Annotated in this window: 7 protein-coding genes; 2 read left to right on the top strand and 5 right to left on the bottom strand. The window is 49.1% G+C overall.

The window, feature by feature from the left end:
• Nucleotides 1-8 precede the first annotated feature (8 nt).
• The gene (locus DU002_RS06360; protein ID WP_114337538.1) at nucleotides 9-1,040 is read left to right on the top strand and encodes a response regulator; all 1,032 of its coding nucleotides are present in this window, start codon (nucleotides 9-11) and stop codon (nucleotides 1,038-1,040) included.
• Between the two features lie 69 nt (nucleotides 1,041-1,109).
• On the opposite strand, the gene DU002_RS06355 is transcribed toward DU002_RS06360, so the two are convergent.
• The 3 genes from DU002_RS06355 to DU002_RS06345 form a co-directional block, all read right to left on the bottom strand.
• Nucleotides 1,110-3,686: an alpha-amylase family glycosyl hydrolase gene (locus tag DU002_RS06355; protein ID WP_114337537.1), complete on the bottom strand. Its 2,577-nt coding sequence runs from the start codon at nucleotides 3,684-3,686 to the stop codon at nucleotides 1,110-1,112.
• A 308-nt stretch (nucleotides 3,687-3,994) separates the two neighbouring features.
• Complete coding sequence (locus tag DU002_RS06350; RefSeq protein ID WP_199405180.1) at nucleotides 3,995-8,053, bottom strand: carbohydrate binding domain-containing protein; 4,059 nt, start codon at nucleotides 8,051-8,053, stop codon at nucleotides 3,995-3,997.
• Nucleotides 8,054-8,265: 212 nt separating this feature from the next.
• A complete protein-coding gene (locus tag DU002_RS06345) occupies nucleotides 8,266-11,082 on the bottom strand; it encodes an alpha amylase C-terminal domain-containing protein (protein WP_114337535.1) in 2,817 nt (938 codons plus the stop codon).
• Between the two features lie 1,173 nt (nucleotides 11,083-12,255).
• Here DU002_RS06345 and DU002_RS06335 point away from each other — a divergent pair.
• Nucleotides 12,256-14,073, top strand: a complete 1,818-nt coding sequence (locus DU002_RS06335) for a DUF885 domain-containing protein (RefSeq protein ID WP_233496436.1) — start codon at nucleotides 12,256-12,258, stop codon at nucleotides 14,071-14,073.
• Between the two features lie 69 nt (nucleotides 14,074-14,142).
• On the opposite strand, the gene DU002_RS06330 is transcribed toward DU002_RS06335, so the two are convergent.
• Complete coding sequence (locus DU002_RS06330) at nucleotides 14,143-15,816, bottom strand: methyl-accepting chemotaxis protein (RefSeq protein ID WP_114337533.1); 1,674 nt, start codon at nucleotides 15,814-15,816, stop codon at nucleotides 14,143-14,145.
• A 120-nt stretch (nucleotides 15,817-15,936) separates the two neighbouring features.
• On the bottom strand, nucleotides 15,937-17,190 hold the full coding sequence (locus DU002_RS06325; RefSeq protein ID WP_114337532.1) for an ABC transporter substrate-binding protein: 1,254 nt from the start codon (nucleotides 17,188-17,190) through the stop codon (nucleotides 15,937-15,939).
• Between the last annotated feature and the right edge of the window lie 25 nt (nucleotides 17,191-17,215).

Here is a 17,215-nt window from a genome sequence, read left to right as displayed (position 1 = left end):
AGAGTGAGGTGAAGGACGTGACGAACGATAAAGCAACGATCCTGGTGGTCGATGACACGCCAGAGAACATTGACGTTCTGGCTGGGTTGCTAAGAGATGATTACAACGTCAAAGCAGCTAAAAATGGCGAGATTGCGCTGAAGATCGCTCATTTGTCACCCCCTCCTGAACTGATCCTACTAGACATCATGATGCCTGGCATTGATGGCTACGAGGTGTGTCGCCGACTAAAAGAAGACCCCGTAACCAAACATATACCGGTGATCTTTGTTACCGCCAAAATCAGTCCGGAAGATGAGCTACGCGGCTTGGAGCTGGGAGCTGTGGACTACATTACCAAGCCCATTAGCCCACCCATTGTTAAAGCTCGGGTAAAGACCCAACTGGCGCTCTTTAACCAAAACCGAGAACTCGATAGAAAGGTAAAGGAACAGACCGCAACCATCGCTGAAACCCGGCAAAAAGTGATTGAGCGCCTCGGCCGTGCCGCTGAATATAAAGATAATGAAACGGGGATGCACGTTGTTCGGATGAGCCATTATTCACGGATACTAGCGGTCGCCGTCGGCATGAATGAAGCCGATGCCGATCTACTTAAAGCCGCCGCTCCCATGCACGATATAGGCAAAATCGGTATTCCCGATCGCGTTCTACAAAAACCAGGCAAACTGGATGCAGAGGAGTGGGAGGTTATGCAAAGCCACGCCGTTATCGGTGGCGAGATCCTTGGCGACGACGAATCGGAACTACTGAAACTGGCAAAACTGGTGGCACTAACCCACCACGAAAAATGGAATGGCAAAGGTTATCCCAACGGTCTTGCTGGTGAAGATATCCCCCTGGAAGGGCGTATTGTCGCCATTGCTGATGTCTTCGATGCCCTGACCTCAGAGCGCCCTTATAAAAAGGGCTGGTCAGTGGAGGACGCCATTGCACTGTTAGAAAAAGAGGCGGGCGAGCATTTTGACCCTCGCTTGGTAAAACTGTTTGTTGCTGAATTACCAAAGGTACTCGAAGTCAAAGCATCCTTCTCTGACTAGCCGAAGAGATTAATAAGCATAAAAAAGGGTGCCAGATGGCACCCTTTTTAGTCTTCAACAACCACTGAATTAGTCTTGATACAGCACAGTTACAGCCGTACCTTCAGCCACAATAGAGCCACTGACCTGACGTCCATTACCCGCCGCTGGATCAGATTTCTCCATTGCCACTTTCCAAGTACCCGATGGCAGCTGGTAAGTGAAATTATCAGAACTGTTGTAGATGACGATGATCTGCTTCCAGCTATCACCGTGATACTCAGCAGCAATGCGGTTTACCAACACACCGTATCGTGGGCGCTCGCTGATCACATCATTGTTAATCGCATCCCAACTGGTCAGCCTAAATCCTGGGTGTGCATTGCGCATGGCGATCACATCCTGGTAATAGGCGAATACATCAGCGTTATCCTGCTTCCAGTTCCAGTAGTACTGGTTGATGCTATCTGGTGAACGGTAGCTGTTATGATCTTCCTGTTTGTCACGCATGATCTCGACACCACCATGCAGGAAAGGCACGCCCTGACTGGTCAATACGATACCATTGGCAAACATCTGAATACGGCGCAGGTAAGTCGAACTGCGGGACACACCATTAAGGTCAGCCCACTGTAGGATCTTATCCCTTAGTGCCAGATTATCATGGGCAGACACATAGTTGATGGTCTGCTCCGGATCCATCGCAAACATCGGATCCCAAGTATCGATAGCCTCATTAGGATTGCTGTTGGAGTAACGGATAGCGCCACGAGAGCCCACTTCTATGCGCCAAACATCAGGGTTGTTGTTGAAAGCAAAACAATCACCGGCATTACATCCAGCTTGATCATTCAGGCCTTTAATCGCTTCACGGAATTTAGGGTTGAACACACCAACGCGGGCATCGGCAATTCGACCAATAGTGCCTAAACGTACGCGCTCAGCTTCTCTAGGATCGCTGGCATAGCCGTTCCATGGTTCACCATAAATAAGCAGGTTACGGTCAGGGAAAGTCGCGTTCAGGTGGCGTCCCCACTCCCCTACTTCGTCATAATCAAAGATACCAATCAGGTCAAAGCGGAAGCCATCAATGTTGTACTCGCGCACCCAATACTCCAACGAGTCGCGGATCATCCTGCTCACCATTGGCACGTTAGCATCAACAGAGTTACCCGTACCTGAGAGGTCGCTGTCGGTGTAGTACTTGTCGGTAATGTTCTCAAACATCTCATCGGCGTAGGTATGGTTGTATACCACATCCATCACTACCCGGATCCCAGCTTTATGGAACCCATCGACCATCTGCTTGAATTCACGAGCACGATTTTCATAATCGTAAGGAGTTTGTGAATAGCGCTCTTCTGGCACATTAAAGTTACGTGGATCGTAACCCCAGTTATAACAATCGGTATCTGCCACATCAGGACAAGAGCCAAAGTCATACACAGGTAGCAACTGCACATGGGTAACACCCAACTCTTTCAGGTGATCAATACCTGTCGCCACGCTGTTATAGCGAGTACCAGGCTCAACCATACCTAAGAATTTACCGCGCTTCTCAGCAGACACACCGGCACTGGCATGGATGGTGAAATCACGAATATGCACTTCATAGATCACCGCGTCTTCACGGGCGGCAAATGCTGGCGTAGGAGCCCAGTCCGCCGCTAGATCTGTACGGCTCATATCCATGACGATGTTATTTTGCGTATTCGGCTCAACCATCTTGCCGTATGGGTCGCGAACGGCGATATCGTTGATCATGAAGGAGTAGGTTTTCAGATGCCAATCACCGTCGACGGTGACCTGGTAAACATCATTGTAACCCTCAAACCCAGCAACTTTAGCCATCGCATAGGTTTGACCATCCAATCGCAACTCTACATTGCTGTGGTCGGGAGACCAGATAGAGAATGTCGTTTTATCGGCACTATAGATCGCACCTAATGTTGCGACCTCGTCGCCACCGCAATCAGTTTCACAACAGTCCGTCTCACAGCAATCTTCAACACAGATATCGAGCGGGGTGACGGTGTAAGCCAGCGAGAGATCGTTGACTGTGATCTTATAATCACCTGAACCCGTGTTAAAGATATCACCACCGGTCTGCTCTAACACACCATCAGCATTATTGTCGCCGTAGTTGGTCGCCCAATCACCATAGAGGTCAAACTTAAACCGCTGGTTTGGCTGACCATCAAGATTGACCTCCAGCTCCCACGTATTATCCGCCACTAACGCCATTGGGGTTGCCGTCCAACCATTGGCTGTGCCGCGGAAATTCAGGCTGGTAAAGTTCTTTTTGAAACCGTCAGGATCTTCATCACAACTGGCAACCGGCACCACATCAAGGTCATGACTGTCGCTAAAGAAAGTGATCTGGTAGCTCGCATTACCCGCCACGCTGTAATCGGCACCAGGGTAGTTTTCACTCCAATCGCCATAACGGTCAATTTTGAAACGCGGACCACCATTCCCGTCGCCATTGCCGAAGCTCTGACAAAGGGTGAGCTCGGTACCGCTACCAGCGGTTAGTGCCGTTGTCGCCCAGCCGTTTGGCGTACCACGAAAAAACCAATCCGCGTATGCGTTCGGTACCAACAAACCAGCAGCGATTGTGATTGCACACAATCGCTTTGCCGGGGTTCTCAGTAATTTAATGTTCATTTTAAGCCTATGTTTATTTTGTAATTTTAATCAACAAAAAACTAATATTGGGGTACAGATATATTGCAAAACAGGATGTCTAAGAGCCGATGAGGTAGTTTTAACTCACATGGTTACAAATTAACCAATCATCGTTATCAACTCAACGAAAATCGGTTGCAAAATGACGCCAATGTGATCGCTATCATCTTATTTTTCGACATTGATAAAAAGCACTCATTCATCACAGCAAAGCAGACAAAAAAGGGCTGGCTCAACAATTGAGCCAGCCCTCTGATTTGCTTAATCCATCGACCAATGCCAACGAATTAGTACATGGACACCGAGTAGCTCATGTCCTGATCATTAACTGTGACGATATAGAGTCCAGACAGACCAGTGAAGATGTCACTCCCAGCCTGATCCAGTACACCATCACTGTTGTTGTCGCCGTAGTTTTGTGACCAGTCACCATTCACATCAAACTTATAGCGCTGCTGATCTTGGCCATCAAAATCCACTTCCAATTGCCATGTATTGTTAGCGATCAGCGTCATTTCTGTGGCCGTCCAACCATTGGGCGTACCGCGGAAATAGAGCTGAGCGAACGTACTGGTGTAAGTCGTGCAATCACTGCAGACACTGATTGGCTGCAAGTCGTAGGCCATGGTGCTGTCATTAACAGTCAACAGATAGGTACCAGCAACGTCAGTATAAATATCACTACCCGTTTGCTCTAACACACCATCATTGTTGTTGTCGCCATAGTTCAGACTCCAATCACCGTTTACGTCGAGCTTGAAACGCTGCTCGCTTTGACCATCGAACTCCACCTCTAACTGCCAAGTGTTGTCAGCCGTCAAAGTCATCGCCGAATTTGCCCAGCCATTCGCGGTCCCGCGGAAGTAGATCTGATTCCAGTTGGATTGATAGCCACCACTGCTGACAGTGATAGTAGCTTCGGCCGAAGCGCTGGCACCTTCATCATCAGTCACTGTGACACCCACAGTCATAGTGCTGTTTGCCGTCACGGTGATACTTGAGGTGGTCTCACCTGTAGTCCAGAGGTAGCCGGCAATAGCACCGTCCGCATCACTGGAACCTTCTGCGCTTAACGTCACCAGCGTGCCCGCGTCTACACTCTGGCTGGCTGGCGTAATAACAGCCACTGGTATCTGGTTAGCAGGTACGGTCAAGGTGACTGACGTAGTGGAGGTTTTGCCGCCGTCGTCCGTCACTGTCACAGAGATATCCTGTGTCTCATTCACGGTGACAGAGATCGCTTCGCCCGTTTCACCGGTACTCCAGCTATAGCTAACAATCTCACCATCACTATCAGTTGAGCCCGCAGCAGACAACGCAACAACAGTGCCTTTCGCTACCGTTTTGCTCGCCGGAGAGATACTCGCTACTGGTGCTTGGTTTGTATCAATGTTTGGCTTGCCTGCAGTAATCACACCCGCAGCCAACGACCAGTCACCGCCTGTCACTTGATAGTTCTGGCCACCATTGTTGTCCCAAGCTCCGCTACAGTTGTTGGCGACAAACTCCAACGGCAGATCATCTTCCAGTTCAACGGTATAGCTGAACCAGTTTTCACCCAAGCTTTCCATCTGTACGCCAGGTGCCGTGGTCCAGGTTGTCGTGCCATCGATGGTGTAGTGCAGGCAGACTTGGCCCCAGCTATTGGTGTCCTTGTAGTACAAGTTTGAGCTGACCGTTTCACCAAGAATACTCATGGTGACACTGGTGGCATCAGTCTTACCGCGATCATCCGTCACGGTCACTGAATAAGTGTTTTTCTCATCCACAGTGACTGTAATTTCAGCAGTGGTTTCACCTGTGCTCCATTCATACCCTGCGATGGTGCCATCAGCATCAGTAGACTCAGCAGCACTCAGTACCATCTGGGTACCTCGCTCTACTTTTTGACTGCCTGGGTTGATCACGGCAACAGGACGCTTGTTACCATCCCAATCATCACTAAAGAAAGCACGCTCACCAGCGACATCACCATTGACGTCTTCGATCAACTTGCCGCCTTCATTCTTGAATCGACCAGCACCAACGTATACCTGTTGGATCTCACTGCGAGTAACGTTGCCTTTGGTATCAACGGCTTCGATATAGTAATCGAGCAACTGCTCCTGATACTCATCGATGTAGGTGTAGAAGAGGTTACCGATCTTCTGTGCCGGTACCACTTCAAACATCTCTTTGCCCGCAGGTTGCCACTCAACACCATTGATGTCTGGGGTCAGATCCCGCTCCACCATGTCAAACGACTTCCAGTCACCCACACGCGACGGATCTACCGCAGGATCTGAGCTATGAGCTTTAGGATCGTAAAGCTTAAATGTCTTATCGTTGGCGTCTGCCCACTTGTTCGTGTGGGTACGCACCTTCACTTTGATATCCTGCATGCCACTGACATCAAAGGCATAGGTGTATATAGCAAACTTGGTGTCGGCGTACAGCGATGCCCAACCTTCCGCTTTACTCTTGTTTGCGCTGCCCGGATTGTATGGATAGCGCTGCGGCCACCAAAGTGATGGGCCAATGCTATCTTTGCTGATGTTGGCTTCAACGTACGGCTGGGTAAAGTGCAACGACTGATTGAACGAAATAGTCGGTTTGACACCATCATCCACGTTCTCATCGTAGTAACCGAAACCAGAATCAATTGCGGCGATCAGGAAGTACCAACCCAACTCGGCGGGGTTTGCACCACCGGCGTAGTTATTATCCGCATCACCTTTCACCGGATATGAAAGCATCCAAGGGTTCAACTGGTTACCCGGATAGGTCACTTCGTGATCCATAGCCGTGGTTGGCTGCCAGTAGTTCGGGTTGTCCAGTAACCAGATCTGCTCTGCCGTCTTGGCATAGTTCTCTGCCGCTTGCAGCAAAGCAAAATTACGCTCTAAATAGTGGTAACCAAACTCCATCGATACCATATGCTCGCGCGATGCGACGTAATCAGTGTCATTGACACGATTAAAGTCAGCCATCTGGCCTGCCCACACACCCATCGGGATATGCCAGTGATACCACGTAGGATCCGCAGAGGAATCGCGGGTATCGATCCAGGAACCATCTTGTACGTGAACCACGTCATTTTCAGGGATAGGATGGGCTTTCAGGTATTCATCAACCCCTTTACCGGTAACGCCAGAATCAGCATAAGTCACGCGACCAGAGTTATACCAAGTGTTGGAGTCACCAGCACAGCCCTGCGAGTTATCGCCGTCATGAGCGATAACGAAGTACTGCGTACGACCGATAGTGGTGGCATCCAGCTCATACGCCTTAATCGCATCAGCGGTGACCTTACATTGATAGCCCTCTTCCCAGGAGCTGGCTTGCTCGACTGGAATACCGGCCACTTTATGCTGCTCAGCAGTTTCAGGATCAACGTACTGTACCCAGTGCGGGATCGACGCAAACGGGAACTTATTCTGGGTGACCTGTGCTTCGTTAAACATAGGTAACGAGACCCAGTCACCGACATTGCTGACATTTTGCAGGTCAGCGCGGTTTGGTGGTGACACCATGGTGTCGACCCCAGGATCATTGAGGTAAGGATAGTCACGCAGGGTGCGTGAGTAGTGCACATTACCCAATACCGACCACTCAATACCCAACTTAGTCAAAGCTGGAATTAAACGCTCGGAAAAGCCTAACTCAGTAGGGAAAAAGCCTTTCGATGATCTGAATGAATCACCGAGGAAATAGTCCTGCGCCAGCGTTACATTCTGATAGATCAGATCTTTTAGGAAGTAATCATTACCCACCAACGGCCCCATCGAGTGGTGACCAGTGAAATGGATCGTATCCAAGGCATTATAGCCGTTGCTGGTTTTAGTGTTTTGCTGGGTTTCACGCCAGTAGTTGCCCCAGCCTGAATGGTAATCGCCCAACAAGCCCAGCTCAGTAAAACTCTGCACGTTGTTGATCACTGAGGCTGACATAGTGACATGAGTCTGGCTCAGAGGATGACTGCCATTGTTCGCTTTTGCCGTGTCTGAAGGCCAGCCCTGATACGCACCTACTTTGGCATGATGCGAGTAGTAGGCAACCAAATCATCATGGGGCATGGGTGCACCACTGCCCGGAATAAAGAAGCTGTAATTAGCTGGCGGATTCTGCTTGAGCAGGATCACCTGGCCGTCATAGGTATAACGGATAGGCGCACCAACCGCCGTTGCATCATATGTCGACACATCATAAAACGGCCAGAAGTTGGGCATATGGTTATGGTAGATATGGGTGGCTGCGATCTCAGCATGAACAGCTGGCAAGCCGCTCAAGCCCAAACCTAAGCCAAGCGCGATCGCAGAGACGCTGCGCTTTAACTTAAAACACGAGGGTACACATTTATTTTTCATTATTTTTTCTCTTTCCAAACGATGATTCACGTTCGGGCTCAGACCAGTGCCGAGATGCATATCTCGTCCATTGAAACACGCAGGTAGTTACCGGGTTCGAACCCGCTGCGACGCAGTCAATGCGACGCGATATAGAGGTAAAAGTAAAAGGTGTAGAAGGTGCCACCCACCTCCCAAAGGAGAAGAGATGAGTGGCTAAGGGATCACATGACTTATGGCGTTGTGAAGGTATATGTCATGTCGGCATCATTTACCGTCACGCCCAACGTTTCATTGGCGTTAGTGTAAATGTCAGCACCGGTTTGCTCTAAGCTACCATCAGCACCGTCATCGCCGAAGTTGTAGCTCCAGTCACCATGGACATCAAACTTGAAGCGCTGGTCAGCTTGACCATCAAAGGCCACTTCCACGAACCAAGTGTTATCGGCAACCAGCGTCATCGCTGTTGTCGTCCAACCATTGGGCGTACCGCGGAAATAGAGTGAATCTAAGTTGCTATTAAAACCGCAATCATCGCAAGCAACGGGCTTGATGGTGTAAGTCATGGTGTCGTCATTAACCGTCACTAGATATTCACCAGAAACATCAGTGTAGATATCAGCACCGGTCTGTTCCAAGCTACCGTCAGCACCGTCATCACCGAAGTTGTTGCTCCAGTCACCCAGTACATCAAACTTGAAGCGTTGCTCAGCTTGACCGTCAAAGCTAACTTGGATCTGCCAAGTGTTATCCGCAATCAGGGTCATTGCAGAAGCATTCCAACCATTAGCAGTGCCACGGAAATTGAGGGCATCGAGGTTACTCACGAACTCACCTGGGTCAACAACAGTGACATTGGCAACCGCGGTGTCCGTTTGACCAGCAGTGTCGATAACAGTGACTGTTACTTGCTGTGGGCCTACCTGATTGAATGTCACCTGGATGGTGGCATCGCTGTCACCTGTGCTCCAGTCATAACCATCAATACCCTTATCATCGGTAGAGTCGGTCGCGCTGAAAGTCACGGTATCACCGAGATCAACCGTCACTGACGAAGGTGTCACCACTGCGACTGGTTTCTCATCAACACCCTCAATCAACTTCAGTTCATAGGTCATGGTGCTGTCGTTAACACGTACAGCATACTTTCCTACCACATCAGTAAAGATGTCAGTACCGGTTTGCTCAAGCGTGCCATCAGCACCGGTATCACCGTAGTTTTCACTCCAGTCACCATTCACATCAAGCTTGAAACGCTGATCAGCCTGACCATCAAATGTCACTTCGGCTTCCCAGACATTCTCTTCGACACATGTCATTTCAGTCGCTGCCCAGCCATTAGCTGTGCCACGGAAGTGCAAGCTACCAAAGCGACATTCTGCTGGTGCATCACCGACCTGGATATTCACTTCAGCTGTACCAAACAGGCCGTCGTTATCTTCAACAGTCACGCTGAATGTCTGCAGACCTTCGGTATCCAAAACCTTAGTGATCGCAGCAGTTGTCTCACCAGTACTCCACTGATAACCAACGACATAGCCGTCGGCGTCAGTTGACGAGCTGGCATCAAGCAATACAGAGGTACCCACGTCAACACGGGCAGGTGCACCAGTAATCACAGCGACTGGCTTATCTTTAACGTCTGGCTGGAAACCAACATGGATCGCCGCAGCGCTATATCCAGCAACCACGAAAGTAGCGAAACCATTATCATCCACTGTAACGATATCGCCTTCACACTCATCAAGGTTGGACATCACATCGCAGTAATTACCCGGCTTAAGGCCAGTCTGCAATGTCTGATTCAAGGTGCCACCTTCGTTATTGATCACAACAAAACCGCGGTCACCACGACCAAAGGCAATCTGGTTATTATTGTTATCCCACCAGTTAGCTACTGGTGCATCTCCAGCTTCATTGCGGAACCCTACCATGTTGGCAATATTGCCCCAGCGATGCTGACATACCCACTCATCACTATCACAATCAACCGAGCTACCTGGGCGGCCTTGGTCACCATTACTGAATGCAAAACTACTATGAACTTTTGGCGTACCGAAGGGGTGAGCCAACATAAACACCGTAGCTAGATTCTGTGCGCCATTTGGATCATCATAATGAATCGTATTACCACCACCATGATTACGTTCACGGTCATGGTTAGTCACGAAAACCCAGGCTTTATCGCTGCCAATAGACATCCAGCTATCACCAAAGGTTTCTAACCATTTCAGCTGGCCATCAACAAAAAGCTCTTGCATCTTTACGGCGTAGCCAAATTCGGTCAACAGTGGATACATCCAGTCATAATCATCCAAGCCAACAGCATCGCCGTTGTCGATCACTTCAAGGAATGCCCAAGGATTACCGGCTTTTTCCAAAATAGTATTCAGTTCGCTAGGACGAATAGATTTAGCCGCATCGATACGGAAGCCAGCCACACCCATGCCTGTCAATTTGTTCAGATAGGCGGCAAGTTTATCCTGTGTCGCTGGGTTTTCAGTTCTGACATCAGGCATACCATCCAACTGGCAGCCCCATGTTGACTCACGATCATTCCAATCGATTTTGCTATAGCAGGTATGAAAATCATTACCCCAACCATCCATATCTGGGTAGTCAGCATTGTTACTGTTCCAAACGGAGCCACCGCTACCGACACCGAAACCTGCAGGGTAGTTAGCCATATGGTTGATCACGGCATCCGCAATAACCTCTACACCCACCGCGTTACAGCGCTGGATCATATCCTGCAGCTCAGCTTCATTACCGCTACGGCTAGTTAAATTAACAAAGCTGACAGGCTGATACCTTACCCACCAAGCGCTGTTATTAGGATCATTCGGAGCATCAACATGCTCATTAGGCGGAGAGATTTGTACTGCGTTATAGCCTTTTGGGCCGAGGAATGTTTCACATTCGTTGGCGATCTCTGTCCACTTCCATTCAAACAGGTGAACAGCCACATCTTTCGAATATGCCTGGCCTGATAGTCCTAGCATCGCCGCCGCGATGGCGCTGATACTGGCTGTCTTTGCTAGCCGCTTCATGATATTTCCTTCGTGTATGAACCTGTCTCGGTTCTTGCTTAAAGTTTCCACGCGACTGCTTCCTGCGCGGATTAAAAAAAAGGTCGCCTCACTAACGAGTCAAACCTTTGAATTCTTCGCCCCAATGACGCTTTGTCACCACTAAAACGACGTTAAACACCCTTCACAATGAAAATGCTGCGCTCCTTTTCATCCCCATCACAGATGGCTCTCGATCCAACAGCACCTTCAGCTAAAATTGAAGCAGGGTACGTTACCGCTACCATATTTAACATCAAAAATATGGCAATAATGAGCTTAACCTGACAAATGTGTATGCGTTTACCGCGTCATCCAAGCAAGCTGATAACTTGGAGCAAGCCGCCAAAGCAGCGAGTAGCCACATCCGCACACAAAGTAACAAAGCAAATTAAGTCATATTTATCAGCAGTATTCGCAACGAATTTTCGATAATAAAAAAAATAGCAAATACAAATCTACTAACGGGTAACCAACGTCAATTTTATGACAGATGATAAAATAGCCAGTTGGCGTTTGTTATTCAATCAAAATGTTAGATCTAAGTTATACAGTGAGATCGGTATCATAAGGCTGTTTAAATTACATACAGAGGCAGGGTTAGTTAAGCAAAAACTGTTCTGGATCAATGCGAGAAAAGGTTTTCAAATCGCTTTTTGTTGCGGGTGAGAAAGCTGTCGTTATTTGTATATTGATTGGCGCAATATGATAGTTTTTTAACATATAGGCACGTAAATTCAGCCATGAGATCGGATCGCGCAGCTAGCCATTGGCAACATCAATGCCGCGAAATGACCACCGCGGCGATAGGAACCAAATAAAGCAAACACTAAAACAGTGAGCACTTAACCCCTTCGGGCGAAACAAAAAAACATGGAGCTGGCGCCAATTTTAACTCTTATTTCAGTTCAGCGAAGCAACTCAAGACAACGCCATGACGATATCAAGCTCGTTTGAATTACGCTGTTGATTTCATAACGAATATAGATCACTTCACACAGACACATTTTGTAAAACATCTACCAATAACCCTACCCATAACGAGGTGGTTCCTATGTTAATTTATTGTTGCCAGTTTCATGTGAGGAGCCAGCAGAAACTTCTCGCTGCCACCTCAGGGTGATTGGCTCTAATAAATCCAGGGATCGAATTAATATGATAAAAAAAACTATTAAATGGCTGGGTGCCAGCTTACTCACCCTCGTGCTGCTTGCTGGCGCCTTTGGTGCCCATGAATGGTACGCCGACAAGCCCATACTATTCCGCGCCTTTCTTGACCGCGAAGTGGTCAAAATCGCGTTTGATAGCCCAGAAACGCTCACCTCGCTAGGCTTTCTTGAGTCGGTCGGTATTACGGGGCACAACGCCAAACTTGATGATGACAGACCGGAGAAAACGACCGAACTGTTTGCCACGATTAAACAGTTTCGCGCCGGGTTAGATCAGTACGATGACCTTGAGGGGCAAGAAGCATTGTCACAAGAGATCACCGCCTATTTACTCGATACTTTTATCGCTGCAGAGCCATACAAGCTACACACTTACCCGGTCAATCAGCTATTTGGCGTACAAAATGGCTATCCCAGCTTTATGGAGGCACAGCATCAAGTAAACAGCCTCGAAGACGCAGAGAATTACATTGCCCGCCTTCAAGATGTGCAACGTAAGTTCGCCGAGAATCTACAAGGGCTCAAATTAAGAGAGGAGGCAGGGATCATCCCTCCCCGTTTTGTTATCGACCGCGTATTGGATGAGATGCAAGCGTTTGTTGCCACGCCTACCGATGAAAACATTCTTATCACCTCTTTCGGTCGCAAGCTAGAAAACGTAGATAGCATCAGTACGGAGCAAAGCGCTGCATTATTGGCACAAGCCACTACAGAGATGACAAACCATGTCTATCCTGCCTACCAGCTGTTTATTGACTACTTCACCGCCCTAGCAGACAAGGCTGGCAGTGACGACGGCTATTGGCACCTACCCAATGGTGATCAAGCTTATGCCCTAGCACTCAAACTGTTTACCACCACAGATTACACCGCCGACCAGATCCATGATCTGGGATTAACTGAAGTCGACCGCATTCAAGCACAGATGCTGACGATACTAGCAGCACAGGGCATCACGACCAGTCAGGGTTTTACCGCCGCAATGGCCGAATTGTCAGACAAGCCCGAATTCTACTATGAAGATAGTGATAGCGGACGCGAGCAGATCCTAGTCGACTACCAGCTGATCCTCGATGAGATCAATACAGGCCTCGACGAGGCTTTCCGCATTCGTCCAAAAGCAGGTATGGAAGTGGTACGTATTCCCGAGTTCAAAGAAAAAACATCCCCTGGCGCGTACTACCAGCAGCCCGCCATTGACGGCAGCCGCCCCGGTCGATTCTTCGCCAATCTGTACGACGTCAAAGCGACCCCTAAATATGGTATGCGTACCCTTGCCTACCACGAAGGCATTCCTGGTCATCACTTCCAAATAGCCATCGCCATGGAGCTGGAAGGAATGCCTTTCGTCCGTCGCATGGCACCCTTTACCGCTTATACCGAAGGCTGGGCACTCTATGCCGAGCAACTAGCCTGGGAACTTGGCTTTCAGGATGATCCCTACGACAACATCGGTCGGCTAGGTGCTGAGCTGTTCCGCGCAGTGCGCCTGGTCGTGGATACCGGTATTCACCATAAACGCTGGACTCGCGAACAGGCCATCGACTATATGTTGGCCAATACCGGTATGGCAGAAAGCGATGTCGTAGCAGAGATTGAACGCTATATCGTTATGCCTGGTCAGGCAACGGCCTATAAAGTAGGGATGATCAAGATCCTCGAGTTGCGCCAACGCGCGCAGCAGCAGCTAGGTGATAGATTTGATCTACGGGACTTCCACGATGTGGTACTGAAAAATGGCGCTGTACCCTTGGATATCCTCGAACGTCTGGTGGATAACTACATCGCAGAGAACAGCATCTAGTTCACCCACAAGCCGATAAAAAAGGCCCCGAATCACGGGGCCTTATCTCAATAAGCAAACCGTAGGCGATCAGAACTTAAACTGGCCAACCAGCCCCTTTAAGCGATCCCCTAACTCTGCCAGCTTTTCACTGACACCCTGCGCATTCACCGCAGAGCCTTCGGCTTCAGTGGCGTTATCTGCAATCTTGATAACGCTCTGATTAATGGATTCTCCCACCGTGCTCTGCTCTTCTGAAGCGCTGGCGATCTGCTCATTCATATTGCTGATTAGGCCGATGGCATCGGCAATCGCTTGCAGCGCAGCCGTGGCTGCAGTCGCTCTCTCCACTGCGGTTTCTCCCGCTTCACGGCTATTACTCATCGTCGTGATCGCTTCCCTGGATCCGCTTTGTAAGCGCTCAATCATCTGCTGGATCTCTGCAGTACTCTCCTGCGTCCGTTTCGCCAATGAGCGCACTTCATCCGCCACCACGGCAAAGCCGCGCCCCTGCTCACCAGCCCGCGCCGCTTCAATCGCTGCATTCAATGCCAACAGGTTGGTTTGCTCTGCGATACTACGGATCACATCCAGAACGGTAACAATCGATTCCACATCATTGGCCAAGGTCTCGATGGCACTGGCACTGTGGCCGATCTCTGATTCCAATTGATTGATCGCATCAGCCGTTTGCGCGACCACATGCTGTGCTTCCGCCCCACCTTCATCCGCTGACGAGGCAGCTTTCGCCGCATCTTCCGCCGAACGTGCCACTTCCGCTGATGACGCACTCATCTCATTCATTGCGGTCGCCACCAAGTCGGTCTCTTCACGCTGCGCCTGGATCGTGGATTTTGTGCCATGGGCTAAATCTGCCATTTCGATACTGGTATCAGTTAACTCCGATACAGCACTGCCAATCTGCGCAACCGTCTTATGCACCTTATCAACAAAATCGTTGAATGCAGCAGCAAGCGCACCAATCTCATCATCAGCTTTAATCACCAGCCGCTGAGTCAAATCACCGTCACCTTGCGAGATCTCTAACAGACGATCTTTCACCGTGGTCAGGCGCTGAGTTAAACGCTGGGACACTATCAATACAAAGCCCAAAGCGATAGCGAAGACGACAATGGCGACGGTGAGATAAAGCGCCAAGATGCTATTCAGTGTTTCATCCTGCTGCGCTTCAAGCTCTGCGGCTTTCTCATCGATGAAATCGATATAGGTGCCAACGCCAATCATCCAATCTAATTCTGGCAACGAAGCGGCGTAACTTACTTTCGGTTTAGGGTCGCTCGAACCCGGTTTTGGAAAGCTATAAAACACATAGCCTCCCCCACCCTGCGCTTTGCTGATCAGATCCTTCACAAAAAATACGCCATCTGCATCCTTTAAGCCGATAAAGGAATCCCCGAGACCTTTATCTGAACTGCCAAGCAGGCGACGCACGCCCTGACTGTCATAACCAAAAAGGTAACCATCATCACCAAATTTGATATGACTAAGCAGCTCTTTTACCCGCAAGGCCTTTTCATCACGACTAAGACTACCGTCACTGAGTACGGGTTGCACCGACGACTTGGCAGATTCAATCAGATTCTTCAGCTTTAGTTTTTCCGCCTCTAACAAGGTCAGTCTGGAGGAGTCGATACTCACTTGAGAGACTTGATTCAACTGATACACAGTCAAAAAAGAGGTGATTAAAAACATCGCTAGCGTTGGCAATAACGCCAACAGCAGCATTTTCTTACGCATACTCATGAAAGGATCCTTTTGGCAGATGCTTCATGCATCAAAAGTAATGGTTAACGCCATCCATAACGCTAAAGCATTAAATACCTATTAGCACCGTGCAGTTAAAAAAGACAGTCAAAACAGCCGTTACTCGACTAAAGTCGCAATCTCTTCTATCTGTTCAGGCAAGACAATCTGCCAGCGCTTTAACTGCTCACGACTAAAGATGAAATAGCCCGAATTTTCGGTAGAGGGGAAGCTGCTCATAGGTATTTTGTGGATAAACAACTCAGCCCGTTTTGCCGCAGCCCGCCCCTGCTCTTTTCCTGACATAACCAAGCCGCCAATCGTGCCACGCTTGCCGACTGCGAAGTCCCAAAAAGAGAAAATAGGTAAAGGTGTGTGTTGCGATGTCCACGCCAGTAAGGCGCTATCATCCACCTGCAGATCTTGCTCATCTAATAGCTTTTGATACAAACCCACCACCACGGCGTCAAAGCCCTGTTGTTGACTCGTCACGATAGATTGCTGCCACGCACTGACATGACTGACCTGTCGATGTTCCACCTGAATACCATAGACTGTCGTTGTCCCCCCACCATCAAAGGACTCTACTAAAGTACGCTGCGCCGTCGGGCTATCATCCCATAACACCAACACCTTTTTCGGCGGCAACGGCAGCAGTTCTCGTAGGTATGCCAGCGAACGCTTAAACAATGGCCGCTCAACCAATCCGGAAACATTCTCCAATTTCAGCAAGCCGTGATCCCTGGCATCACTATTGACGCCAAAATAGACCACCGGCGTACCGTGGTTGGAGATCCTTATTGTTAGCAAGGCCACCGCTTCATCATCACACAAGATCACCACATCAGGTTTCAGTGCAAGGTAAGTTTGCCACGCCTGTTCGGCTCTATTCTCATACGCATCGACAGGCAAGCGCTTGGCATCTAATTGATAAAAATGCAGTTGTGCTCTTTTAGCTAAAGCTTCTGTGATCCCCTGTTGATAATGGTCAACCCAACCGTAGCCTTGGTGATAACTATCAATCACTAACACCACAGGTCTTTTGGCGATGACGCTGAAACTGACACAACACAGCAATACACAGAGCAATTGGCGACTGAGTTTTAAGAGAGAGAAATGCTCGGTATCACTGATGAAAAAGCGCCGCATTAGCGTTCTACATAATACGTATATGGCCGTTAAGTTTAGTGAGCGAACAAGGGTAGAGATAGAAGTGACGTCACAAACCAATAAGTCAGCCAGTTTTTTTACTCGCAAGATGATGTGCGTCAACCTTCCACAAAGCAGGAAGTGACTGAGAGATGCAAATGACCAGCTCAGTATTTGATGGCTTAATTCGCCGAACATCAGGCAAGGATTAAACATCAGCGCCATGTCCGGCGCACCATAAAAAAGGGCA

It is taken from the genome of Corallincola holothuriorum, from assembly GCF_003336225.1.
Taxonomy (GTDB): Bacteria; Pseudomonadota; Gammaproteobacteria; order Enterobacterales; family Neiellaceae; genus Corallincola; species Corallincola holothuriorum.
This window is presented reverse-complemented; position numbering and strand designations above follow the sequence as displayed.